This window comes from Citrobacter sp. Cu233 (assembly GCF_030332225.1).
Taxonomy (GTDB): Bacteria; Pseudomonadota; Gammaproteobacteria; order Enterobacterales; family Enterobacteriaceae; genus Citrobacter.
The window spans coordinates 137795-163139 of sequence record NZ_JAOWIF010000042.1 but is presented as its reverse complement, the minus strand read 5'-3'; the positions used below and the strand labels follow the sequence as shown (position 1 = coordinate 163139).

General features: G+C 46.6%; 26 protein-coding genes and 1 tRNA gene. 14 read left to right on the top strand and 13 right to left on the bottom strand.

Features of this window, described 5'->3' with window-relative positions:
* Positions 1-109: 109 nt before the first annotated feature.
* Positions 110-1480: a tyrosine phenol-lyase gene (locus OGX95_RS19350; protein ID WP_016155590.1), complete on the bottom strand. Its 1371-nt coding sequence runs from the start codon at positions 1478-1480 to the stop codon at positions 110-112.
* A gap of 777 nt (positions 1481-2257) precedes the next feature.
* On the opposite strand from OGX95_RS19350, the gene symE reads away from it, so the two are divergent.
* On the top strand, positions 2258-2620 hold the full coding sequence (gene symE / locus OGX95_RS19345) for an endoribonuclease SymE (RefSeq protein WP_286630618.1): 363 nt from the start codon (positions 2258-2260) through the stop codon (positions 2618-2620).
* Between the two features lie 42 nt (positions 2621-2662).
* Here symE and OGX95_RS19340 read toward each other — a convergent pair whose 3' ends face one another.
* Positions 2663-3298 (bottom strand): HNH endonuclease, encoded by a 636-nt coding sequence (locus OGX95_RS19340; RefSeq protein ID WP_286630617.1) that lies wholly within the window; start codon positions 3296-3298, stop codon positions 2663-2665.
* A gap of 140 nt (positions 3299-3438) precedes the next feature.
* Between OGX95_RS19340 and OGX95_RS19335 the strand changes: the two genes are divergently transcribed.
* A complete protein-coding gene (locus tag OGX95_RS19335; protein ID WP_286630616.1) occupies positions 3439-4311 on the top strand; it encodes a phosphorothioated DNA-binding restriction endonuclease in 873 nt (290 codons plus the stop codon).
* 317 nt (positions 4312-4628) lie between these two features.
* Positions 4629-5045: a hypothetical protein gene (locus OGX95_RS19330; RefSeq protein WP_502872785.1), complete on the top strand. Its 417-nt coding sequence runs from the start codon at positions 4629-4631 to the stop codon at positions 5043-5045.
* Positions 5046-5109: 64 nt separating this feature from the next.
* Here OGX95_RS19330 and OGX95_RS19325 read toward each other — a convergent pair whose 3' ends face one another.
* Positions 5110-6366, bottom strand: coding sequence for a DNA-methyltransferase (locus OGX95_RS19325; RefSeq protein ID WP_286630614.1), 1257 nt, complete (start codon positions 6364-6366; stop codon positions 5110-5112).
* A 129-nt stretch (positions 6367-6495) separates the two neighbouring features.
* Between OGX95_RS19325 and OGX95_RS19320 the strand changes: the two genes are divergently transcribed.
* From OGX95_RS19320 to OGX95_RS19305, 4 genes are all read left to right on the top strand, one after another.
* Positions 6496-6738, top strand: a complete 243-nt coding sequence (locus tag OGX95_RS19320; protein WP_064358203.1) for a helix-turn-helix domain-containing protein — start codon at positions 6496-6498, stop codon at positions 6736-6738.
* The gene (locus OGX95_RS19315) at positions 6728-7618 is read left to right on the top strand and encodes a hypothetical protein (RefSeq protein ID WP_286630613.1); all 891 of its coding nucleotides are present in this window, start codon (positions 6728-6730) and stop codon (positions 7616-7618) included. The genes OGX95_RS19320 and OGX95_RS19315 overlap by 11 nt, the downstream gene beginning before the upstream one ends.
* Positions 7619-7682: 64 nt before the next feature.
* Positions 7683-8279 carry a PDDEXK family nuclease gene (locus tag OGX95_RS19310; RefSeq protein ID WP_175570130.1) on the top strand — a complete coding sequence of 199 codons (597 nt, stop codon included), beginning with the start codon at positions 7683-7685 and terminating at the stop codon, positions 8277-8279.
* A gap of 403 nt (positions 8280-8682) precedes the next feature.
* Positions 8683-9090, top strand: a complete 408-nt coding sequence (locus OGX95_RS19305) for a hypothetical protein (protein WP_286630612.1) — start codon at positions 8683-8685, stop codon at positions 9088-9090.
* Positions 9091-9191: 101 nt separating this feature from the next.
* On the opposite strand, the gene OGX95_RS19300 is transcribed toward OGX95_RS19305, so the two are convergent.
* From OGX95_RS19300 to OGX95_RS19275, 6 genes are all read right to left on the bottom strand, one after another.
* Positions 9192-9797, bottom strand: a complete 606-nt coding sequence (locus tag OGX95_RS19300; protein ID WP_286630611.1) for a hypothetical protein — start codon at positions 9795-9797, stop codon at positions 9192-9194.
* A 369-nt stretch (positions 9798-10166) separates the two neighbouring features.
* Positions 10167-10481 (bottom strand): hypothetical protein, encoded by a 315-nt coding sequence (locus OGX95_RS19295; RefSeq protein WP_286630610.1) that lies wholly within the window; start codon positions 10479-10481, stop codon positions 10167-10169.
* Between the two features lie 19 nt (positions 10482-10500).
* On the bottom strand, positions 10501-10707 hold the full coding sequence (locus OGX95_RS19290) for a helix-turn-helix transcriptional regulator (protein ID WP_286630609.1): 207 nt from the start codon (positions 10705-10707) through the stop codon (positions 10501-10503).
* A gap of 166 nt (positions 10708-10873) precedes the next feature.
* Positions 10874-11683: a DUF6387 family protein gene (locus OGX95_RS19285; protein WP_063409167.1), complete on the bottom strand. Its 810-nt coding sequence runs from the start codon at positions 11681-11683 to the stop codon at positions 10874-10876.
* Positions 11684-11794: 111 nt separating this feature from the next.
* Positions 11795-13045, bottom strand: coding sequence for a tyrosine-type recombinase/integrase (locus tag OGX95_RS19280; protein WP_286630608.1), 1251 nt, complete (start codon positions 13043-13045; stop codon positions 11795-11797).
* A 189-nt stretch (positions 13046-13234) separates the two neighbouring features.
* Positions 13235-13319 (bottom strand) — tRNA-Leu (locus OGX95_RS19275).
* Between the two features lie 230 nt (positions 13320-13549).
* Between OGX95_RS19275 and ahr the strand changes: the two genes are divergently transcribed.
* Positions 13550-14569, top strand: a complete 1020-nt coding sequence (gene ahr, locus OGX95_RS19270) for an NADPH-dependent aldehyde reductase Ahr (protein ID WP_286630607.1) — start codon at positions 13550-13552, stop codon at positions 14567-14569.
* Positions 14570-14599: 30 nt separating this feature from the next.
* Here ahr and idnK read toward each other — a convergent pair whose 3' ends face one another.
* Entirely contained in the window at positions 14600-15121 is a 522-nt protein-coding gene (gene idnK / locus OGX95_RS19265) for a gluconokinase (protein WP_286630606.1), read from the bottom strand.
* Positions 15122-15338: 217 nt separating this feature from the next.
* On the opposite strand from idnK, the gene idnD reads away from it, so the two are divergent.
* From idnD to OGX95_RS19240, 5 genes are all read left to right on the top strand, one after another.
* Positions 15339-16382 carry an L-idonate 5-dehydrogenase gene (gene idnD / locus OGX95_RS19260; protein ID WP_286630605.1) on the top strand — a complete coding sequence of 348 codons (1044 nt, stop codon included), beginning with the start codon at positions 15339-15341 and terminating at the stop codon, positions 16380-16382.
* An 11-nt stretch (positions 16383-16393) separates the two neighbouring features.
* Positions 16394-17158: a gluconate 5-dehydrogenase gene (gene idnO, locus OGX95_RS19255; protein ID WP_048212822.1), complete on the top strand. Its 765-nt coding sequence runs from the start codon at positions 16394-16396 to the stop codon at positions 17156-17158.
* A 190-nt stretch (positions 17159-17348) separates the two neighbouring features.
* Entirely contained in the window at positions 17349-18668 is a 1320-nt protein-coding gene (idnT, locus tag OGX95_RS19250) for a gnt-II system L-idonate transporter (protein ID WP_016155581.1), read from the top strand.
* Between the two features lie 51 nt (positions 18669-18719).
* On the top strand, positions 18720-19718 hold the full coding sequence (idnR, locus tag OGX95_RS19245; protein ID WP_286630604.1) for a DNA-binding transcriptional regulator IdnR: 999 nt from the start codon (positions 18720-18722) through the stop codon (positions 19716-19718).
* A gap of 78 nt (positions 19719-19796) precedes the next feature.
* Positions 19797-21299 (top strand): helicase HerA-like C-terminal domain-containing protein, encoded by a 1503-nt coding sequence (locus tag OGX95_RS19240; protein ID WP_286630603.1) that lies wholly within the window; start codon positions 19797-19799, stop codon positions 21297-21299.
* Between the two features lie 37 nt (positions 21300-21336).
* Here the strand turns inward: OGX95_RS19240 and lptG are convergent, their stop codons facing one another.
* The 3 genes from lptG to OGX95_RS19225 all read right to left on the bottom strand — a co-directional run bounded on the left by lptG (position 21337) and on the right by OGX95_RS19225 (position 23632).
* The gene (gene lptG / locus OGX95_RS19235) at positions 21337-22419 is read right to left on the bottom strand and encodes an LPS export ABC transporter permease LptG (protein WP_271449186.1); all 1083 of its coding nucleotides are present in this window, start codon (positions 22417-22419) and stop codon (positions 21337-21339) included.
* Positions 22419-23519, bottom strand: a complete 1101-nt coding sequence (lptF, locus tag OGX95_RS19230; protein ID WP_271440330.1) for an LPS export ABC transporter permease LptF — start codon at positions 23517-23519, stop codon at positions 22419-22421. The genes lptG and lptF overlap by 1 nt, the downstream gene beginning before the upstream one ends.
* Positions 23520-23581: 62 nt before the next feature.
* A complete protein-coding gene (locus OGX95_RS19225; protein WP_212723231.1) occupies positions 23582-23632 on the bottom strand; it encodes a hypothetical protein in 51 nt (16 codons plus the stop codon).
* A gap of 153 nt (positions 23633-23785) precedes the next feature.
* On the opposite strand from OGX95_RS19225, the gene pepA reads away from it, so the two are divergent.
* Positions 23786-25297, top strand: a complete 1512-nt coding sequence (gene pepA, locus OGX95_RS19220) for a leucyl aminopeptidase (protein ID WP_003025870.1) — start codon at positions 23786-23788, stop codon at positions 25295-25297.
* Positions 25298-25345 lie beyond the last annotated feature (48 nt).

Below are 25345 nucleotides of genomic sequence, written 5' to 3'. Positions count from 1 at the left end.
GGGTTTGCTTCTTTTCGTTATGTCACGGTAACGGGCACCGCAAAGGCTTCCTGTTCATGGAAAAAGAAAACAAAAAAGCCCCATCAGGTGATGGGGCCATAAAAATAATTTAGATATAATCAAAGCGTGCAGTAAAGAAGCGCAGCTGCTTCGGCTCGTAAATAAACTTCAGCCCGCGAATATCTTCTTTGTGCTGGTAAAGTTTAATAATACCGTCAGCCACGACATCCATATGCGCGTAGGTATAAACGCGGCGCGGAATAGTCAGACGCACGGTTTCCAGTTTCGGTCTGTGGTGTTCACCGGTCACATTATTACGACCCGCAGAGATAATACCGCGCTCCATACTGCGTACGCCGGTTTCCACATAGATGCTCGCCGCCAGGCTTTGCGCCGGGAACTCGTCCTGAGTCAGATGCTCGCAGAAGCGACGCGCATCGAGGAATACCGCGTGACCGCCTACCGGTTCAACAATCGGTACACCAGCGGCTTTCAGCTTGTCGCCCAGATAGCGAACCTGCTTCACGCGGTGCTCGATATACTCGTACTGCATCGCTTCACGCAGGCCAATCGCCATGGCTTCCATGTCGCGTCCGGCCAGACCGCCGTAGGATGGCATCCCTTCGTAGACCACGACTAACTCTTTGGCAGAAGAGAACATTTCGTCATCGTTCATGCACAGGAAACCGCCGATGTTGACCAGACAGTCTTTTTTACCACTCATGGTACAACCGTCGGCATAGCTGAACATCTCGTGCACGATCTCTGCGATGCTCTTGTTCTCAAAGCCCTGCTCTTGCTCTTTGATGAAGTAGGCGTTTTCTACGCAGCGGGTGGCGTCGTAGAACACTTTAATGCCGTGTGCTGCCGTCAGTTCACGCACCGCGCGCATGTTCGCCATCGAGACCGGCTGCCCACCCGCAAGGTTTACCGTGACCGCCAGGCAGATATAGGCAATATTCTCTGCGCCTTTTTCATCAATCAGCTTTTGTAATTTTTTAAGATCGATATCACCTTTGAATGCAATATTCAGACCGGCATCGTGTGCTTCGTCACGCACGATATCGACAAACACCGCACCATTTTTTTCCTGGTGATAACGGGTGGTGGTGAAATACATATTACCGGCAACATATTGCCCCGGTTTAATTGCCAGTTGCGATAACAGGTTTTCTGCACCGCGGCCCTGGTGAGTAGGAACAATATGTTTAAAGCCAAACAGTTCCTGAACAGTTCTTTCCAGATGATAGAAGTTTTCGCTACCCGCGTAGGCTTCATCACCCATCATCATTCCGGCCCACTGCTTATCGCTCATCGCGTTGGTGCCACTGTCGGTCAGCAGGTCAATATAAATATCTTTCGAGTTTAACAGGAAAGTATTGTAACCCGCTTCCTGCATTTTCTTAAGGCGCTCATCACGCGGGATCATAGATACAGTTTCAACGCTTTTAATACGGAAGGGTTCTGCCGGATAATTCATTTTGTTTCTCCAGTAACAGTGGTCATGTACGTATTAATGTGAAGTAAAGCATATCGGGTTCATCAGTAAGCCTTGATGAAATATAACTATTCGCCTCCTGAACCAGGGGGAGAAATAATGTGCAGGCACTATGCAAGATTTGATTGATTATGGAAATAGCACGGTCAACATTAATCACTGGCAATAATTTAAAAAGCTGTAAATGTGAGTGATGCAAATCACACGTTGTTTTTTTACCCGTTCATATTCAACAAGTTTTTTTCTGCGTGTTGATTTGCCCTTCACCGTTGCATGTCACTGGAGAGGTGAAATACTGAAAACTTAACTTTCCAGGCTGTTCTCATTATGTATTGGTGAATGAGTACACCCCATTTTGTGAGAGTCGGATCACTTCACGGGCTTATATTTGTGATTCATATCACTAAAAGTGTAAAGCAAAGTGTACAAAACGTAGTTGCTTCAGAGTTTGCTATTTACTTCAGTGAGTTAGATCTCATTTCTGCCAGATGCCAACCGATGTTGTTTTCTGGAACGTGGAGATATTGAGGCGTGCAATAGGGAATGAATTTATACGGTGAATAATACCGGATTTATTGGGGTGAAGGGGTTTTCTATTTATTCCGAAAGTGTGCTATTCGTGCTTATTTCATCTTATTTACATCTGGACTTCACCCAAGATACTGGCGTTATTTACAGGGGTTTTATTAGCGCGATGCGAAGGTGCGCCAACACCAGCGCATCGCTAATCACAGTAACTATTATCGAGGAATAGCGACCATGACTGATACGCATTGTATTGCAGTTTCATTTGATCCAGAAGTGCACGCCGCAGATAACCGTCGCCTGAAGGTGGGTTATGCGAGTCGTTATCCTGATTACAGCCGCACACCGGTAAAATACGTCCAGTTTCCGTCCATCGTGATGAAGGGCCAGTGGCTCAAAGCCGCCGGATTCGACACCGGCACCAGTGTCGATGTGCGCGTAATGCAGGGCTGCATTGTGTTAACCGCCCGCGCCGCCGAACCTGAAGAGTCAGAACTGATGAAATCCTTGCGCGCCGTGGAAAAGCTCTCCGCGCGCAAGCAAAAGCAGGTGCTGGAGTTTATCGGGGTGATTGCGGGGAAAGGGTCGAAAGGGTGATGGATTGAGGTAAAGGCGTCTGGGGGCGCCTTTTTTGAGCCTTTAGCACAGCATATTTTTCAGTTCTTCTGGGGTATATGGCGGTATGCGCCGGTGCAGCATGGTATGACAATTTGGACACACGGGGATCAGGTCATTGATGGGATCAAGGCGGTAGTCTTTTTTAATTACCGATAAGGGTACCAGGTGATGAACATGAATAAACCCTTCGGCAATCTTACCGTAGACCTTTGACATATCGATGCCACACACTTTGCACTGACAGCCATGATGGCGAAGCGCCACCTGTCGGGCATTGCGGTCGCGCTCATAGCGATTCACGGTCACCTGAGTCGCCGCCCCCTCTATATATTCAGTTTGCGCCTCGAGCTCCTCAGGGAAGATAGTGTCGCTCACCGTTGCTGCGAGATTTTTATCCCGAACAATATGAAAACCTTGCTCAGTTAATAATCTGACGCATTTCGAACTGATACCGCCGGAGAAATCCTGAGGCGTAAACGCTTTGCCCGTCAAAAGCGTCGCTGCAATTCCGGCAATGGCTTTTGACGGATAGCGACGCCCCTGAAATTCCAGCTCGTAAAGCCGTGCCTCTTTGAAACGATGCGAAAAACCCGCGTCATAGGCGTGAATAGCCTTGATGATGTACTCGCGAGGCAGTATGTCAGGTAGTTCATTCATGGGTCAGGTTCCTTTAACCAAAGGCTTTCTGAAATAACGGCAAGCGATAAAGTGACGTCGATAGTGTATCGGCCTCACTCCCCTTGATCAGGTGATATTTTGCGAGCATCATCGCAATTATTTACCTGATAATGAAATCAATGACTTCCAGTAAAACCCTGCAACAGGCAATTGCCGACATCACCATCTGGCGTAAAGGCGAGCAGCGTGCGCCGCACAAGCCTCTGCTGCTGCTTCATGTGCTGGCGGGTTATCAGCAAGGTCACGGTCGCCTGTTTGACTACGGTTCGGAAGTTCGCGACCCGTTGCATAACCTGCTGGAGCGATTTGGACCACAGCGCGCGCAGTACCGCCCGGATATGCCCTTCTGGCGCTTACAGGGAGATGGGTTCTGGGAGCTACAAAACGCCGAGCATTGTTCAACGTCCGGCAGCAGCAAACAGCCCCCTGCCGGAGAACTGGTGACGTATAACGTTGCCGGAGGCTTTGATGAACAACATTTTGCCATGCTGAAAAAAAGCAAAAACCTCATCAACGCCCTGGCCCAGCAAATCCTCGAGGCACACTTCACTGAAAGCATTCAGGAAGAGATCGCGGATGAATTGGGGTTTGATATCCTGCAAATCCGCAAACAGCGGGACCCGCTGTTCCGTCAGCAGGTTCTGCGTGCTTATAACTACGAATGCGCCATTTGTGGCTTCAATATGCGCCACGACAGCACCTCTGTCGCCCTGGAAGCCGCCCATATCAAATGGAAACAGCACGGCGGCCCATGCGAGATTTCAAACGGCCTGGCGCTGTGTGCAATCCACCATAAAGCCTTTGATAAAGGTTCGATTGGGCTGGATGAGAGTATGCGGGTTCAGGTGTCACCCGCAGTAAATGGCAGCAGCATGGTGGGCAGACTGTTCTGGGATTTCGACGGAAAGGAGATTGCTCTACCGATGTTACGCGAGAATTATCCAAAAGAAGGGTTTGTGAAGTGGCACAGGAAAGAGGTATTTAGAGGGTGAGTGCGAAGGCCGGACTCGAACATCGCAACTATCCTTATGATCTTTAGTAATTAAAGCAATCCACATTGTCGATGATACCATCATTGATACCATCAGTCCCGATTGGTGATAATCGAACACTATAAAAAATCATGACAAACATTATGAATGTAAGTTAATTCATGTATTTTTAGCAAGAATTTTTTAAAGAACACCAAAATAACTCGTATGTTTATTTTTTCATCCATTTAAAAAATAGGATAATTTGTATACAGGTTATAATGATTCTTGAATTATGGTAATATAAAACAACAAATATATTGCTTGGAGAAATGAACTTGGATACTTTATTTAAGATTTTTGAAAAATTTAGTTCAAGACCGCTTTATTTTATTTTCTTTGGTTTATCAGCATGTGAATTATTACAAAAAGAGTCAGCATTAAAAAGTCCTAACATAGAAAACATACTATATCTTTTATCTGCAATGATAATGGTAGTCTTTTTAACATGGGGATATGAATGGCTCATATTTAAGTTCAATGTCACATTGGAACCTCATGATCAGGGCGATATCGGCCCTACGATTGGAACAGCAACATTAGCAGTTTATTTGGTTTATGCATTTCATTTTTTAAGTGAGCAACCCGATGCTTTAAATCTCAGGTTACTAACTAACTCAGGATTTATTTATAGCACAACCTTATTGTTATTTTCTCTTGAATCAATGAAACTGAGAAGGCTACGGCAAAGATAAGCCTTCAAATAAATAACCAGTAGAGAGCAAGTATACTACTCTCTACTCAGAAGACATTCAAAAATCATTTTTCTTCATTTTGAAGAAGACCAAACTGCTCGTTAGCTGGTTTTTTGCCGTCATCTTTCATTCTTACACTTTCAACAGTCCACAATCCCCGCTTCTCTCTTTCTCTTTTAATAGTCGAAGGAAACAAAGAATTAAGCTTACCTCGTACCTCGACTAAGTGTTCTTTATCTTCAGAAAGATTGCTAAACCTATCCTTAATTATTTCGCAGTCATCAATTTCAGAGCCAATCCATCTGCGATTTTTTATCTCAGCTATTACATAAGTTGTCCCTGATCCTCCAAATGGATCAAAAATTAGATCACCTTCTTTTGTGGCCATTTCGATCACCCTATCTAAAACTTTTATACTTAATTCGTTAGCACCATTCCTTTTCTTATATTTTTTATGTCTTACAGGAGGAATGTCATACCAGACATCGGTTAGATTAATTCCAAGTGGATTCATTTTGCTTTTATATCCACCATAATCTTTTAGATCACCAAAACATTTTGGGCAAGTCTGTGCAGCTAATCGGTCAGGCTCAAAAACATTAGCCTTTTCTCCTTTGATAAAATAAAGAAGAGAATAATGGGAGGGATATAACCTACCCTGAATAGGCATATTATTTTTCATATCGACCGCTATCCAGTGTTTGAAATTAAGCCTGCCATGTAAAAAATTAGCTATCTTACTGTTCCACACAGGTAGATTCCATAGGAACAATGAACCACCTGGTTTTAGAATGCGAATACATTCATTTAACCAGTCATGAGTCCATTTAATATATTCTTCTTCCTTTAAATTATCATTCATTTTTGATGGATAAAGTTTATCTAAATTAAATGGAGGATCTGCAAAAATCATATCCACAGAATCAGCATCAATATTTTTCGAAACCTTTAAACAATCCCCATTATAAAGTTCACCATTTTTGGTCTGCAATACCAGTTCAACATCTTTTTCAAAGGAACTTTCACCAGTAACGGTTATATTTGGCGATTGTATTTTCTCAAATATGATAGAAGCATTTTCTTGGATAAGTTCTAATGTATGCATATCCATATGTCCCATCATCAATTGGAAATACACAGGTGATATATTAAATTCTTCGCAAAGGATGCTCAGATCCTTCCCGCTGGGCATAATATTTCTTTGATTATAATATTTAAGTCTGTCAGTCGGTATTTTTGTACGTTTGCTAATTTCATTATAAGACTTAGCCGAAACATCGACTACTCCTAAAGCTTTAAGAAACTGATCCGAATAACTCATTTAAAATAACCACTCTATTATAGCATTCACTTAAACATAGCATCTCATAGTCGTGAGAATCTGTCACTCCCTAACTAACCATAGCCTGTTACCATCTTACCTAAAATCACTTACAGGGCTGATAGGTGGATGAAAATAAAAAGAAAATCTTTCGCAACTATGATTGGCAGCAGATTGCTTGTAGCAAGAGTACAGAAGGGATTCAGTCAAAACGATATCCAAAATGCTACTGGTATTGATAGAGCAACCTTATCACGGATAGAGAATGGTAAACAACACATAGCCCTCTATCAATTGCTTCAGATCTTATCAGTTCTAAATATGGATATAGCAGAGTTTCTTAAAGATATAGAGGTAGATAATGATAACTGAAATTGAATTAGATGATGGATTTTTACCCACCACTATATCAGAAGTTATAAAGAGAAATGTGATTCACTCTCTAAATGAAATAAAAACCATTAATGATAAATTCATTATCAATGATAGTTCATTCATGCGAAAGCAAAGCAATAATCGAATAACACCTTGTGTAATGAACTCTGCATCATTTATTTCCAGTAAATTTCAACATAATTTAAGCTTATTACCTAATTGTTTGGGTGAAAATAGTTTAAACCAACAAAGAATAGATGGGCTAATAAAAGTTGAATATAATGGATTTGCGTATAGAATAAAAGATAAAAATAAAATACTGGAAGTAGCATTTAAATATATAGAATCCAAAAAACTACCCAATAATGTAATATACACATTATTCCCTATGTTTTATGGGATGTATGTAGATAGATTATGCTTTAGTATACCAGAACTTAATGACATAGAACATTTATTCGATATTGAGAAGGTAAATTATCACTATAAAATTGGTATCGAATTTGAAACAGGAAATGTTGCTAGTTCTTTTAGAGCCATCAACAAACTAAACAACCTCTTCCACGATGGTCATATTGACGGAGGTTGCTTCATTACAAGTATTGATAAGAGAAACTCAGCCACTAGAATTTGGCCCGTATCAAATAGAAATGGTTCATTTCAAGAACTAAAAAATAGAGCCTACATATCTCAAATATCCTTACCACTAATTTGCATTGGTTTTGCACCTGATGAATTTTTGCAAACAGCCCCATTTTTAGGAGCAAATGGTGAACTTTACGAATTAGAGAATACATATCGAAGAGATCTTGAAACTAACTTTGAAATATTCACTAAAAAAGATGGATTAGAATTTCTAAAGGCACCATTCAAGTAAACACACTACTTACATCAAAATAAAACCTATTGAAAATTTAGCACTGAAAAAGGACTTACTAATAATGAGAATGAAAAGAGAAACAGTCTTAATTGCGAATGATAATTTTACAAATTCATCGGCCATTATACATCTAAAAAATGATATATATAATGCTATTGAAAAAGCTGTATGGCCTCAAGGAAATGATCGTTTCTCAATTAACCCTACATATAAAGGAAATGGAGTAAAACCTATAAAACAAGAATGTATGGCTCACTTGTATAGCAAGGGGTGGTTCTTAGAGCAAAGACTAAAGATTTCCTCTGAAAGTAATGCTGGTCCGATTGATGCTGTATATCCCATTACAGATCATCTTTATTTTGCTGTGGAATGGGAAACTGGGAACATATCTTCATCACACAGAGCATTAAATAAAATTTGTTTAGGAATATTAAATGGTTCACTACTCGGAGGAACATTAATTTTACCTTCTCGTGAAATGTATCCTTTTCTAACTGATCGGATAGGAAATTATCAAGAACTATCACCTTATTTTAATTTTTGGAGAAATTTTAATATAGCCAATGGCTACTTATCAGTCATAGAAGTAGAACATGACGAGGAAGATGTCAATGCTCCTTTAATCCCTAAGGGCACAGATGGACGAGCAAAATTTTAGGAAAGATTATAAGCAAGGGCTAACTCTTAGAAGCTCCGCTTCTTAAAGTTTCCCTTGATTTTCTTCCTTTCAGTCAGAAAATGCACAAAACTCATACCCAGACAAATAGACAATACACTCGTCATCATCTGCTTTGAAGATATTTATTACTCACATTATATTGTAATTCTTAAACATTTAATCCCTATAAGGAAACTGTTAAACAATTAATTGAATGATTGATTGTTTTATATATTAACTAATAACAACCGCCGTGTTGACTATTATAATAAACGAGGTAACTTTATCAAAAAAACATAGGAGGACAACAATTGTTATTAAAAATAAAACCCTTACCCTCATTCACTCTAACATAATGGAATTCAAAATATGTAATATATGGAAATATCGATATAAGAAACTAATGTTTTCAAAAAAGCTTAAAATCGAGTTTATTCATGGAACAACGGAAAGCATTCTAAAGATATTTGAAAATGAAATTAAAGATGTTTATGGAATTTCAAATGAAATTTGGAACTTTAGAGCACTTCTAATGTTGAGCCACATTCTTGAGATTTTAGTTTGGCATCGTGACAACGAACAAAAATATATAAGTATCTCAAAACTGAAGTTTTACCTTCATATAAATAATTTTTGCAGCCTATATCAAAATCCAAATCTTCCCGAAAATCTAGTATTTAAAACCAAAGAGTATACAAAAATATTTCCGGGGTATGATGACACCTTAGCCAAACAACCTGAAAAGACAAATGCGTACTTTAATTATACCTCAATGATTATTATACATATTCTAGATGAAAGGTTTAGTTAATGACAACAACTTAATTTAGTAATGCAAATGTCCTTTAGTATATAAAATAAAAAAACATAAAAAGCTATAATGATTATTTTGTAGCTTAGTGACTAATAATATTAGAGGTGAATAACATTAATAATCAATAAGTCATCTCCTGGTTTACATAAAACCACTTCATCGATGCCACCATTAGTTTTAACTGCACCATCAAATCCATTTTGCAGGCACCATTCTCTCAGCACTCCTTTCATTTTCCAATGGCTATAATCACAAAAATTTCTGGTAAACTCACCTAACGACATACAATTAAAATCAGCCATTTTGAGTTCACGAACTGTCTGGAAATGAGTGAGACACGGCAATTTATCTATATGTGGGGCATCAAGTTTGGCCGCTTCATTATAAGATTCTTTTGAATTTTCATCTCTTGTACACCACAGTAATTCGGAATTATTTATCATATCTTTAGAACCAATAGTTCCTGAATGCCAGAGGTTTAGATTGGGATTTAACGTTTCTGACAATGCCCCAAGACTATTCCATATAATTAAAAGTTGATTTAATTGTTTTTGCGAAGCAACGAATTTTGGGTTTGTTTTATTCTCAACCGTAGATACTTGGTTTATTTGTTTAGGATTATTTTCCGCTTCGAGAAAAACTTCAGCTTGTTTTTTAGATTTTGTTTTAAATAGAGCTAATAAAAAGTCCTTAAGAAGCTTCATTATTGAGTAATCCTTAGTTGTTTTTTGTTCTTTATAACATAGTTTGCATACCCTTTACAACAAGCAAGACATTTCTACCAATATGTAACTTTTCAGGTTTCAAACATTTTCATTTACTAATGATTTATTAATATAAAACCAACCTCATAACTATTGACACGAAAAACATTTAACTTATATTTATATGTTGGAGAATAAAATATCTGTAAATGTTAATTTACTGTAAGCATATAAAAAGGAGTTTATATAAATTATGTACACCTAATACTTCGAAAACTATCTCACTGCCTTGCTAATAAACGGCAACCAAAATAATGTAAGTTATTTTGTAAGGTTTTATGCCAAAATATGGGGCCAAACTTTACATTTTTATAAAAGAGTTTTCAGCCCAATCTGATATCGAATTATCCGTTTCGATAAATTCCTAATTTCATCAGGGCATTTAATTAGCGAGAACCATGTCTCATAAACATAAAACTGTTCTAAAATATTAAGCTCAGAGATCGAATCTAACGGTTCTCTTAGATTCCCCACTAAATACTGGCTTAACCAGTAAACAATCTTTCTGTTAAACTCATTATCAGGTAAATCGTAAATCGCTCCGGGTTCGAAAATTTCACAAAAAAGTTCCTGACCCAGATTAGACATATGGTTATCTTCACTCACAAATTCTTCGATATTCATAACATGTCTCCCAAATTGACTAAGCAACATTATTTCGACTTGTTTCTATAACAGACTGAATCCAGGCATCAATCTCACTTTCGACGAAAGCTACTGCACGAGTTCCAATTTTGACAGGGGCAGGAAACTTATCATCTTTGATCAGACGATAGATCCAGGCTTTGCCGAAACCAGTTCGTTTCAAGACTTCTGGTAAACGAATTAACCTTTGATTGGTTGTATTCATTTGGCTGTCTCCTCCGTTTCCGTTACGGAGATATTAGCCACACAGATTTGTATCTATGAAGGGAATGCTAATAACTGAAAAGTTAGATGAGGGAAGAATGAAAGGAAATTCCGGGGAAGAAAAATATTTACGCCCTCCACTTGACAATTAAAATGATGATTTACAACTAGAAAGAGCCGAGTTCAGAAATCGGTATGTTGAGGAGATGGCTGTTTTTGCTGATAAAGTATTCGAGACTACGGGTTGTTTCTCCATTCAATGACTTCTCTGCAACAGGCCTGTCTGTATCTTTAATGTGATCTTCTCCTCTGATCTCACTTGTAAAGTCGGGATACAAGACACGAGACAAGACCATATTTGAGATTTTTACTTTTTTAAATTTTGCCCAAATCAATAGATCCATCATTGGGATAATATTGTAATCGACAAGTTTTCTTATCTTTGCCAGTCCAATTTTTTCTGTTTTGACTGGCTCAATTTCATATTCTTTCCTGAGAATGGGTAGCATCGTTTGTAAGGCTGTTATAATTTCTTCATCGCTGGACATTCCTAAATCAAATGAAACATACATTTTGCTGCTATTTTGGTTAAGAAAAAAGTCTCTCATAGTTTTTGTTATTGGTTTCTTTTTCAACTCTTTTTTGAAATCGCCATTTTCTTCAAAAAAATCCATGCTAAACATTATTAACTTGTTCTCTAATTTTTTTATATCACCAAAGCTAACCTGCGCAACATGTCTTTGGCCCTTGCCAAAATGACCATGATTATTATCTTGTATGCTTAAAATAGGATTACCTTCAAGGATAGACCTTAAATTTTGATTATCATCTTCCCAACCAAAATTTACACTGTCGAAAATCGCTTCTCTAAAGGCAAGCTCAGTATGCAGTTCTTTGATTGTAAGTGATTTTAACTGCTCATAGTTTTCGAGACTAAACCAGCTTTTTAATTCTTCATAAGGGCTTACTACTTTCATTAATCCCTCCACTGTATTCAAAGCTTGAATGAGTTAACACTGCTTATTTGAATTAATTCTCCCTTAACAAGGTTGATAAGGGAGAACGATTAATTAACTACTTATTCATAGTTAAGTCTTTTTAAAATCAAATGGTGAAACTTGTCGTATTCTAAGGAGGTCAAGGTAATCGGCCCACCACTGCAACATAAGCTTTCTCTCATCAAGGTGCTCTGCTTTATGTATGTAGGCAGCACGAACTGAGTTCCGCTCCTGATGGCTCATTTGCCGTTCAACAGCATCTTTCGACCACAAGCCGGATTCAATCAAGGCACTACAAGCCATAGCCCTGAATCCATGTCCACAGACCTCCACGGTTGTGTCATAGCCCATAGCTCGCAAAGCTTTATTAACTGTGTTCTCGCTCATAGGTTTGCGGAAATTATGATCGCCAATAAATACGAGTTCATGGTCACCACTGATCTCTTTGATTTTCGTCAGCACAGCCAATGCCTGACAACTCAAAGGAACAAGATGTGGAGTTCGCATTTTCGAACCACGGTGCGAATGTTTGACCCCTGGCAATGGTTCGCGTTCTCCAGGGATAGTCCACATCGCATTTTCAAAGTCGATCTCCGACCATCTTGCGAATCTGAGTTCACTGGAACGAATGAAAATGAGCAATGTAAGCTTTACGGCTAACTTAGTGAGTTTTCTACCCTTGAAGCTATCTATTCGTTCTAAAAGTTCTGAGAATCGTTCGAATGGCAAAGCTGGCCTGTGGACTCTTTTAGGTACCGCAATAGCTCCTGCCATCTCTTGAGCAGGGTTGTAATCTATCAGCCCGTTCTGGACAGCATATCGCATCACTGCCGTTGTTCTTTGCTGTAGGCGGGAAGCAACTTCCAGTCGCCCAGAAGCTTCAACAGCCTTGATAGGGGCAAGAAGATCTCTGGTATTAAGCTCGGATATTTTTCTTTTACCAATAGCAGTAAAGAGACCATCTTCCATGCTTTTTAGAACTCTCTCGCTATGGGAATCTGACCATTTCCTTTTACAAGCCTTATGCCAGTCCCTGGCAACAGATTCAAAAGTAAGAGCTTCGCTCTGCTCGATCTTGTCTGCCTTTTTCTTCTCGGAAGGGTCGATACCATCAGATACCAACTTTTTAGCCTCATCTCGTTTCCTGCGAGCTTCACCAAGAGAGACCATTGGATAAACACCCAATGCTAAAACTTTCTGTTTGCCATCGAAACGGTATTGGAGTCGCCAGTATTTTGAACCATTGGGGTTGATCAGCAGGTGCATACCCTGCCCATCTGTGAGTTTGAAAGGTTTGTCGGAGGGCTTGGTAGTCCTAACTTTGATATCGGTGAGAGCCATCAGTTGATACCTCCAGTGTTGGTACCAAAATCAATCGAACCGGGAATACCATCAGTTATACCATCATCGGTTGGTATATGTTCAAGGAACTGAGTAGACGTGAACAGACTAAGCCAAGTTAGAAACCTGCTTAACTTACTGTTTTTATGGACTAAAGTAGACGTTAGTAGACTTAAAAAAAGCTTTGTATGGTGCCGAAGGCCGGACTCGAACCGGCACGTATTTCTACGGTTGATTTTGAATCAACTGCGTCTACCGATTTCGCCACTCCGGCACGGAAGGGATGCGGAAAACGTTGTGGATTATACCTGTCGTGCGCCACCATGCAAGCGCCAGCATGTGTCTGGCGCGCTAAGTGTTGAAAATTTCAGCATTACATTACGCGCCTGCAATCATCATCACGGTTTAGCTCACGCTACAACCGTCTTAATCCCCCCTTCTGCGAAGCGTCCCGTTTCTCCATGCTCTACACTTCCAGTTCAACACCACACTGAGGGAAACACGATGTCGATGATAAAAAGCTACGCCGCAAAAGCGGCGGGCAGCGAACTCGAACTCTATGAATACGATGCGGGCGAGCTTAAGCCGGAAGATGTCGAGGTACAGGTCGATTACTGCGGTATCTGCCATTCCGATTTGTCGATGATCGACAACGAATGGGGATTCTCTCAGTATCCACTGGTTGCCGGGCATGAGGTGATTGGTCGCGTGGCGGCGCTCGGCAGCGCGGCACAGAATAAGGGTCTGAAGGTCGGTCAGCGCGTTGGGATTGGCTGGACGGCGCGCAGTTGCGGGCACTGCGATGCCTGTATCAGCGGCAATCAGATTAACTGTCTGGAAGGTTCTGTTCCTACTATTCTCAATCGTGGCGGCTTTGCCGAGAAGCTGCGGGCCGACTGGCAGTGGGTGATCCCGCTGCCGGAAAGCATCGATCTGGCGGCGGCTGGCCCATTGTTGTGCGGCGGTATCACGGTGTTCAAACCGCTGCTGATGCACCATATCACCGCCACCAGCCGCGTCGGGGTGATCGGCATCGGCGGCCTGGGGCATATCGCCATTAAGTTATTACACGCGATGGGTTGTGAAGTGACCGCGTTCAGCTCCAATCCGTCGAAAGAACAGGAAGTGCTGGCGATGGGGGCGGATAAGGTGGTCAACAGCCGCGATCCGGATGCGCTGAAAGCGCTGGCAGGCCAGTTCGATCTCATTATCAATACGGTTAACGTCGATCTCGACTGGCAGCCCTATTTTGAAGCGCTGGCCCACGGCGGTAACTTCCATACCGTCGGCGCGGTGCTGAAGCCGCTTCCGGTACCGGCGTTCACCTTAATTGCCGGCGATCGCAGCATCTCCGGTTCGGCAACCGGTACGCCGTTCGAACTGCGCAAGCTGATGAAGTTTGCCGGGCGCAGCAAGGTGTCGCCCACCACCGAGCTGTACCCAATGTCGCAAATTAATGACGCTATCCAGCACGTGCGTGACGGCAAGGCCCGCTACCGCGTGGTGCTGAAAGCCGACTTCTGATACCGGGCTCAGTCCCGCAAGGGGCTGGGCCTATTGCCCGTTACGAAACGCGAGAACCGCCTGGCGGCACTGTTCTGTCACATGCTCGATGTCATGGTTCACATCGATGCGGGCAATATCGCGTTCATCTTCCTGCGGGCACTCCAGCGCATCGAACTGGCTTTTGAGTAATCCCACCGGCATAAAATGCCCTGCCCGGCGCTGCATGCGTGCCAGAATGGTCTCGTAGTCGCCATCCAGCCACAGGAAATGCACATTCGGACTGCCCTGACGCAATATATCGCGGTACTGTTTTTTTAATGACGAGCAGACAATAAACCCGGTTTCATTCTTTTTATATAAACTGTATGAGGCATCATTTAATCTTTCCAACCAGGGAAGCCGGTCTTCATCGGTTAATGGAATGCCTTCAGACATTTTATCAATATTTTTAGCGGGATGGAGATCGTCACCATCAATGAATTTAGCCGACAACACAGCGGCAATTTTACTGCCAATTAAAGATTTACCGCTACCTGAAACGCCCATCAAAATATAACTTTCCCCGGCCATCGAAAAAACTCCAGATTCAAATTTCATGGCGCGATACTACGCCTTCCAGATTGGTAATTTCACGCTTTTTCAGCGCCACTGATGAGAATTACAAGGCGCATCACGTTATGCGTAACATTGTAGTGTAACAATTTTCCAGCGTGATCCACATCACAAATAATAACACTCAAAACCGTTTAAATGCTGCCGAGGTTACTACCTGACCAGTGAGGCATTTATGCAAGTCAAAACCCAATCCTGCGTTGTCGCGGGTAAGAAAACTGTTGCCATTACCGACCAAAATATTGAATGGAATAATAAAGGAACACTGGTACAAATTACCCGCGGGGGAATTTGCGGTTCCGATTTACATTATTATCAGGAAGGGAAAGTCGGTAATTTTACCGTTAAAGCACCGATGATTTTAGGCCATGAAGTTATTGGTAAAGTGGTGCATAGCGATTCAAAAGAATTACATGAAGGTCAGTCGGTGGCGATTAATCCGTCGAAACCCTGTGGCCACTGTAAATACTGTTTGCAGCACGAAGAAAACCAGTGCACGGAAATGCGCTTTTTTGGCAGCGCCATGTATTTTCCCCACGTTGACGGCGGCTTTACTCAGTTTAAAACCGTTGATACCGCGCAGTGTATCCCCTACCCGCAGCAGGCCGATGAAAAAGTCATGGCCTTTGCCGAACCGCTGGCGGTAGCGATCCACGCCGCACATGAAGCAGGCGATCTACAGGGCAAGCGCGTGTTTATCTCCGGCGTGGGGCCTATCGGCTGCCTGATCGTCAGCGCGGTGAAAACGCTCGGCGCGGCAGAGATTGTCTGTGCAGATATCAGCCCGCGCTCGCTGTCGCTTGCCCAGCAGATGGGGGCCGACACGCTGATTAACCCGCAGCAGGACTCGCTCGATGAGTGGAAAAAAGAGAAAGGCTACTTCGACGTCAGCTTCGAAGTCTCCGGGCATCCATCCTCGATCACCACCTGTCTGGAAGTCACCCGCGCAAAAGGCGTGATGGTGCAGGTTGGCATGGGCGGCGCGGTACCGGAGTTCCCGATGATGATGCTGATCGGCAAAGAAATCACCCTCAAAGGCTCATTCCGCTTTACCACCGAGTTCAACACCGCAGTGTCGTGGCTGGCGAATAACGTTATCGATCCGCTGCCGCTACTCAGCGCCGAATATCCGTTTACCGAGCTTGAACAGGCGCTGATCTTCGCCGGGGATAAAACCCAGGCGGCGAAAGTCCAGCTCGTTTTTGCAGAAACAAAATAAGGAATAACATGATGAACGATCTTTTTTCACTGGACGGCAAAAACATTCTGATCACCGGTTCGGCTCAGGGTATTGGTTATTTACTGGCGACCGGGTTGGGTAAATATGGCGCACAGATTATCGTCAATGATATTACGCCAGAGCGTGCAGAAGCCGCCGTCGCCAAACTGCAGCAGGAAGGGATTCGTGCCGTTGCTGCACCTTTTAATGTTACGCATAAACAAGATATTGATGCTGCCATTGACCATATCGAAAAAGACATTGGCCAAATTGATGTGCTGGTAAATAACGCCGGTATTCAGCGCCGCCATCCGTTTACCGAGTTCCCGGAACAGGACTGGAACGATGTAATTGCGGTTAACCAGACGGCGGTGTTCCTGGTCTCGCAGGCGGTAACCCGTCGCATGGTGGAACGCCAGGCCGGGAAGGTCATCAACATCTGCTCGATGCAGAGCGAACTGGGGCGCGACACCATTACGCCGTATGCCGCCTCGAAAGGCGCAGTGAAAATGCTCACCCGTGGGATGTGCGTAGAACTGGCACGCCACAATATCCAGGTCAACGGTATCGCGCCGGGCTACTTCAAAACTGAGATGACCAAAGCGCTGGTTGAAGATGAAGCCTTCACCTCCTGGTTGTGCAAACGTACACCAGCCGCGCGCTGGGGCGATCCGCAGGAGCTGATTGGCGCGGCGGTATTCCTCTCTTCCAAAGCATCCGATTTTGTTAACGGACACCTGCTGTTTGTCGATGGCGGCATGCTGGTCGCCGTCTGATACAGCACAACGCAATATCACGCAGCGCCCAGGCGCTGCCTTACTGGCACCCTCCCCTAAATAATTCGAGTTGCAGGAAGGCGGCAAGTGAATGAACCCGATGAGCTTACTTGAGTAAGTGATTCGGGTGAGTGAGCGCAGCCAACACACCTGCAACTTGAAGTATGACGGGGATATAAGAGAAACGATTATGCCATTAATAATAATTGCGGCAGGCGTCGCGCTGCTTCTGGTCCTGATGATTGGCTTTAAAGTTAACGGCTTTATTGCCCTGGTACTGGTTGCGGCGGTCGTCGGTTTTGCCGAAGGGATGGATGCACAGGCCGTTTTACACTCTATACAAAATGGGATCGGCGGGACGCTCGGCGGGCTGGCGATGATCCTCGGGTTCGGCGCGATGCTCGGTAAGCTGATTTCCGATACCGGCGCTGCTCAGCGCATCGCCACCACGCTGATTGGCACGTTCGGTAAGAAACGTGTGCAATGGGCGCTGGTGATCACCGGTCTGGTGGTGGGTCTGGCGATGTTCTTCGAAGTCGGTTTTGTTCTGCTACTGCCGCTGGTGTTTACGGTGGTGGCCTCGTCTGGTCTGCCGCTGTTGTATGTCGGCGTGCCGATGGTCGCAGCGCTGTCCGTGACCCACTGTTTTCTGCCGCCGCATCCGGGGCCGACCGCGATTGCCACCATTTTCGAGGCCAATCTCGGTACCACCCTGCTGTATGGCTTTATTATTACTATCCCGACGGTGATTGTTGCCGGGCCGCTGTTTTCTAAGCTGCTAACCCGCTTTGAGAAAGCGCCGCCGGAAGGGTTATTCAACCCGCATCTGTTCACCGAAGAAGAGATGCCGTCGTTCTGGAACAGTATCTTTGCGGCGGTTATCCCGGTCATACTGATGGCGGTAGCGGCGGTGTGTGAGATTACGCTGCCGAAGACCAACAGCGTGCGGGTGTTCTTTGAGTTTATCGGTAACCCTGCGGTCGCGTTGTTTATCGCTATCGTGCTCGCCATTTTTACCCTTGGTCGACGTAACGGACGTACGATTGAGCAAATTATGGATATCATTGGCGACTCTATCGGCGCGATTGCGATGATTGTGTTTATCATCGCCGGGGGCGGTGCGTTTAAGCAGGTTCTGGTCGACAGTGGCGTGGGGCAATATATCTCGCACCTGATGACCGGCACGTCGCTCTCTCCGCTGCTGATGTGCTGGACGGTCGCCGCGTTGCTGCGCATCGCGCTCGGTTCTGCGACTGTCGCGGCGATCACCACCGCAGGCGTGGTGCTGCCGATTATTAACGTCACCCATGCTGACCCGGCGCTGATGGTGCTGGCAACCGGTGCGGGTAGCGTGATTGCTTCCCACGTTAACGATCCGGGATTCTGGCTGTTTAAAGGCTATTTTAATCTCAGCGTGGGCGAAACGTTGCGTACCTGGACGGTGATGGAAACGCTGATTTCCATTATGGGTCTGTTGGGGGTTCTGGCGCTGAACGCCATCCTGCATTAATACGGTATTACCGGGGAGCATCAGTCCGCGCTCCCCGGCTCAGGAGAGAAAATGAGGAACCACAGAATTTCTTTGCAAGACATCGCCACCCTGGCGGGTGTGACCAAAATGACGGTGAGCCGCTACATCCGTTCACCGAAAAAGGTCGCAAAGGAAACCGGTGAACGTATCGCGCAGATTATGGAGGAGATTAATTACATCCCTAACCGCGCGCCCGCCATGCTGTTGAACGCACAAAGCTATACGCTCGGCGTACTGATCCCCTCGTTTCAAAACCAGCTGTTCGCTGACATTCTGGCCGGTATTGAATCTGTCACCTCAGACCATAACTATCAGACGCTGATCGCCAACTACAACTACGACCGGGAATCCGAAGAAGAGTCGGTGATCAACCTGCTGTCATACAATATCGACGGCATTATTCTTTCCGAGAAATACCACACCCTGCGCACGGTTAAATTTCTGCGCTCCGCCAACATTCCGGTGGTCGAGCTGATGGATATCCAGGGCGATCGCCTGGACATGGAGGTAGGCTTCGATAACCGCCAGGCGGCGTTTGATATGGTCAGCACCATGCTGGATAAACGCCAGCGTCACAAAATCCTCTATCTGGGGTCAAAAGACGATATCCGCGATGAACAACGTTATCGCGGTTATTGCGATGCGATGACCCGCCGTGGTCTTGAACCGCTGCGCGTTAATCCGCGCGCTATCTCCTCCATCCATCTCGGCACCCAGATGATGCGTGATGCGCTGACTGCGCACCCGGATGTAGACGGCGTGTTTTGCACCAACGACGACATCGCGATGGGCGCACTGCTGCTGTGTCGCGAGCGCGAGCTTGCCGTCCCGGAGCAGATCTCGATTGCCGGGTTCCACGGTCTGGAAATGGGTCGGCAGATGATCCCAAGTCTTGCCAGCGTCATTACCCCGCGTTTTGACATCGGTCGCATGGCGGCGCAGATGTTACTGAGCAAAATCAAGAACAACGACCACAACCACAATACTGTCGATTTGGGGTATCAGATTTATCACGGCAATACGCTTTAACGCCTTTTCTCACACCCCGCATACTTTCTTTCATCGACATTGCCTATACTCCAGGCAGGATAAATGGAGGAAATCTCAATGAGCGCACCCTTGCTAATTGCCCGCACGCCGGACACCGAACTGTTTTTACTGCCAGCCATGGCTAATCGTCACGGGCTGATTACCGGCGCAACCGGTACCGGTAAAACCGTTACGCTACAGAAGCTGGCCGAATCGCTGTCAGAGATTGGCGTACCGGTATTTATGGCCGATGTGAAAGGTGACTTAACCGGCGTGGCGGAGGAAGGACAAGCGTCTGAAAAGCTGCTCGCCCGCCTGAACAACATCGGCATTACCGACTGGCAGCCGCATGCTAATCCGGTCACGGTGTGGGATATTTTCGGCGAAAAAGGCCACCCGGTGCGTGCCACGGTATCTGACCTCGGGCCACTGCTGCTGGCCCGTTTGCTGAATCTCAACGACGTGCAGTCTGGCGTGCTGGATATTATCTTCCGCATTGCCGATGACCAGGGACTGTTACTGCTGGATTTCAAAGATCTGCGGGCCATCACCCAGTATATTGGCGATAACGCTAAATCCTTCCAGAATCAGTACGGCAATATCAGCAGCGCCTCGGTCGGAGCCATCCAGCGCGGGCTGCTGTCACTCGAGCAACAGGGCGCGGCGCACTTCTTTGGCGAACCGATGCTGGACATTAAAGACTGGATGCGTACCGATGCCAATGGCAAAGGGGTGATTAATATCCTCAGCGCCGAGAAGCTCTACCAGATGCCCAAACTGTATGCCGCCAGCCTGCTGTGGATGCTCTCCGAACTGTACGAACAGTTACCGGAAGCGGGCGATCTGGAAAAACCAAAACTGGTGTTCTTCTTCGATGAGGCTCACCTGCTGTTCAACGACGCCCCGCAGGTGCTGCTGGATAAAATCGAGCAGGTCATCCGTCTGATCCGCTCGAAAGGGGTCGGCGTGTGGTTTGTTTCGCAAAACCCGTCGGATATCCCGGACAACGTGCTCGGTCAGTTGGGCAACCGCGTGCAACACGCCCTGCGCGCATTCACGCCGAAAGATCAGAAAGCAGTGAAAACCGCAGCGCAAACCATGCGTGCCAACCCCGCATTTGATACCGAAAAAGCCATTCAGGAATTGGGTACCGGCGAGGCGCTAATCTCGTTTCTTGATGCCAAAGGCAGCCCGTCTGTGGTGGAGCGGGCGATGGTGATTGCGCCGTGCTCACGGATGGGACCGGTGACGGAGGATGAGCGCAATGGGTTGATTAACCACTCTGCTCTGTACGGCAAATATGAAGAAGAGGTCGACCGTGAATCGGCTTATGAACGCTTACAGAAAGGGGTGCAGGCCAGTACCGGGCAGCAAAATACGCCACCAGCCAATGGCAAAGCAGTCGAGGTTGACGACGGTATTCTCGGTGGGTTGAAGGATATTTTGTTTGGCAGCACCGGACCGCGCGGCGGCAAACGCGATGGCGTGGTACAGAGCGTAGCGAAAAGCGCGGCGCGACAGGTCACCAATCAGATTATTCGCGGCATGCTGGGGAGCTTGATGGGCGGGAGAAAACGCTAGCAGGAAGCCCCCTCCCGCACCGCGGGAGGGGGAGATATTACGACCTACGCAGCATTAGCCACAGACTAATCAGCAGGAAGCTGGCGCTTGGCAGCAGCGCACCGATAATCGGCGGAATACCATACACCAGCGTTAGTGGGCCAAAGATTTGATCCAGCACGTAGAACACAAAGCCAAAGCTAATCCCCGTCACCACACGCACGCCCATCGGCACGCTACGCAGCGGACCGAAGATAAACGACAGCGCCATCAGCATCATGACCGCGACAGATAACGGCTGGAAGACTTTGCTCCACATATTAAGCTGGTAACGTCCGGCGTCCTGGCCGCTCGACTTCAGGTACTTCACGTAATTGTGCAGGCCGCTAATCGAGAGCGCATCCGGGTCCAGTGCCACCACACCGAGTTTGTCCGGCGTGAGATTGGTTTTCCACGTCCCACTCACCGTTTGTGACCCCGTGATCTGTTTCGGATCCTGCAGATTAGACTCATCCACCTGCGACAAACGCCAGACTTTCTGTTCCGGGTCAAATGTTGCGCTGGCAGCATAACGTACCGACTGCAGACGACGCTTATCGTTAAAGGAGTAAATGCTAATCCCGCCTAATTCGGCGTCCCCTTTCACTCGCTCGATGTAAACAAAGCTGTCGCCATCTTTCGCCCACAGCCCTTGCTGGGTAGACAGCAGCGAGCCGCCGTACATTTGCTGTGCACGATAGTTACGCGCCATCTGTTCGCCCTGCGGCGCAACCCATTCACCGATAGCCATCGTCAACAGCACCAGCGGGATCGCGGTTTTCATCACCGACAGCGCCACCTGCATACGGGTAAAACCGGACGCCTGCATCACCACCAGTTCACTACGCTGAGCCAGCATACCCAGCCCCAGCAACGCGCCGAGTAGTGCCGCCATCGGGAAGAAGATTTGGATATCTTTCGGGGCGCTAAGCAGGGTATACAGCCCGGCGCCCATTGCATCGTAGCTCCCCTGCCCGGCTTTTTTCAGCTGGTCGACAAACTTGATGATCCCGGAGAGTGACACCAGCATGAACAACGTCATCATGATGGTGGTAAAAATGGTTTTACCGATATAGCGGTCAAGTACACCAAAGGGCTGCATTATACCGCTCCTTTACGCATAAAACGGGCACGCAAGCGGCGCATCGGCACCGTATCCCAGAGGTTAAGCACAATCGCCAGTGCCAGATAGGCAAGGTTAACAACCCACATCCAGAACACCGGATCCAGCTTACCTTTCCCGCCGTTCGACTTCAGCGACGTCTGCACCAGGAAGAACAGCAAATAGAGCAGCATGGCAGGCAGCATGGACAGTACACGACCCTGACGCGGGTTAACCACGCTCAGCGGGACAACCATCAACGCCATCATGAACACGGTGAATACCAATGTGATACGCCAGTGCAGCTCCGCACGGGCCCGATCGTTGTCGGTATTCCACAGCGTACGCATATCCATCTGGTCGGTATCGTTAGGGTCCAGCGCCACGGCCTGATGGCCGATAATTGCCTGATAGTCCTGGAAATCGGTAATGCGGAAATCGCGCAGCAGCGCGGTCCCTTCAAAGCGCGTCCCTTTGTTCAGCACCACGACCTGAGAACCGTCACGCAACTGAGTCAGATGTCCGGAATCAGCCACCACCACCGAAGGACGGGCGTTACCTTTCGGGCGGATTTGCGCGAGGAACACATCTTTGAAGCTGCTACCGTCAACACTTTCGATAAACAACACCGAACTGCCGTTCGTTGCCTGCTGGAATTGCCCTTGAGCAAGCGCCGCCATGCCGGGGTTCGCCTTCGCTTCCGCCAGCACTTCGTCCTGATGTCTGGAGGACCATGGCCCTGCCCACATTACGTTGACTGCCGCCACGATACTGGTAAACAACGCCAGCACCATCGCTGCTTTTACCAGCACAGCCTTGCTCAGCCCGCAGGCGTGCATGACCGTAATTTCACTTTCGGTATACAGTTTGCCCAGCGTCATTAGCAGCCCAAGGAACAGGCTTAAGGGCAAGATAAGTTGCGCCATTTCTGGCACGCCCAGCCCCAGCAGCGAGAGCACCAGATTTGCCGGGATGTCACCGTCAACTGCCGCACCGAGGATCCTGACTAACTTTTGACAAAAGAAAATCAAAAGTAGGATGAATAGGATCGCAAGTTGGCTTTTGAGCGTTTCCCGTACCAGATATCTTATGATTATCACTTTAAATACGCCCGTAAAAACCCGTCTTTTGCCGGAATTTAGCTTGTTTCATGGCTTAAACGTCATTTATTCTCTTGAGTCGTCGAAATCGTCGCTAAGATCATTATACTCAACGGATTCACCTCTCAGAAATTGTTCTGACGTGCCAATGCCGTAATAACGTTAAGATTAACACGAAGTCATCGCAACAGCGGGTATGAGTTACGAAAGCTTGCAATTCTATCTGTAGCTACCGCCGTTGTCTTTAAGATTCAGGAGCGTAGTGCATGGAGTTCAGTGTAAAAAGCGGTAGCCCGGAGAAACAGCGGAGTGCCTGCATCGTCGTGGGCGTCTTTGAACCACGCCGCCTCTCTCCGATTGCAGAGCAGCTCGACAAGATCAGCGACGGGTACATCAGCGCACTGCTGCGTCGTGGCGAACTGGAAGGTAAACCGGGTCAAACCCTGTTACTGCACCATGTTCCTAACGTCCTGTCTGAGCGAATTCTCCTCATTGGTTGTGGCAAAGAGCGTGAGCTTGATGAGCGCCAGTACAAGCAGGTCATTCAGAAAACTATCAATACGCTGAATGATACAGGTTCGATGGAAGCCGTCTGCTTCCTGACCGAGCTGCATGTCAAAGGCCGCAACAACTACTGGAAAGTACGTCAGGCTGTCGAAACGGCGCAAGAAACGCTGTACAGCTTTGATCAGTTGAAGACCAACAAAAGCGAACCGCGTCGTCCGCTGCGTAAAATGGTGTTCAACGTCCCTACCCGCCGTGAGCTGACCAGCGGTGAACGGGCTATTCAGCACGGTCTGGCCATTGCCGCCGGGATTAAAGCGGCGAAAGACCTCGGCAACATGCCGCCGAACATCTGTAACGCAGCCTACCTCGCTTCTCAGGCGCGTCAGTTGGCTGACAGCTACAGCAAAAATGTGGTGACGCGCGTGATTGGCGAGCAGCAAATGAAAGAGCTGGGTATGCACTCTTATCTGGCGGTCGGCCACGGTTCGCAGAACGAGTCGCTGATGTCGGTTATCGAATACAAAGGCAACCCGTCTGAAGATGCGCGTCCGATTGTGCTGGTCGGCAAAGGACTGACCTTTGACTCCGGCGGTATTTCCATCAAGCCTGCCGAAGGCATGGATGAGATGAAATACGACATGTGCGGCGCCGCGGCAGTGTACGGTGTGATGCGCATGGTGGCGGAACTGCAACTGCCGATTAACGTCGTCGGCGTACTGGCGGGGTGTGAAAACATGCCAGGCGGCCGCGCGTATCGTCCGGGCGACGTGCTCACCACCATGTCCGGTCAAACCGTTGAAGTGCTCAATACCGATGCTGAAGGCCGTCTGGTGCTCTGTGACGTGTTAACCTACGTCGAGCGCTTTGAACCCGAAGCCGTCATTGACGTCGCCACCCTGACCGGCGCGTGCGTGATTGCGCTGGGTCATCACATCACCGGCCTGATGTCGAACCATAACCCGCTGGCGCACGAGCTGATCGGGGCGTCCGAACAAGCGGGGGACCGCGCGTGGCGCCTGCCGTTGGGTGATGAGTATCAGGAACAGTTAGAGTCCAACTTTGCGGATATGGCGAACATCGGTGGACGTCCTGGAGGAGCCATTACCGCAGGCTGCTTCCTGTCACGTTTTACCCGTAAGTACAACTGGGCGCACCTGGACATCGCCGGTACCGCATGGCGTTCAGGGAAAGCCAAAGGCGCAACCGGTCGTCCGGTCGCGTTGCTGTCGCAGTTCCTGCTCAATCGCGCGGGTTTTAACGGCGAAGAGTAAGTTTGAGATTGCCCTGTAGGCCGGATAAGCGCAGCACCATCCGGCAAA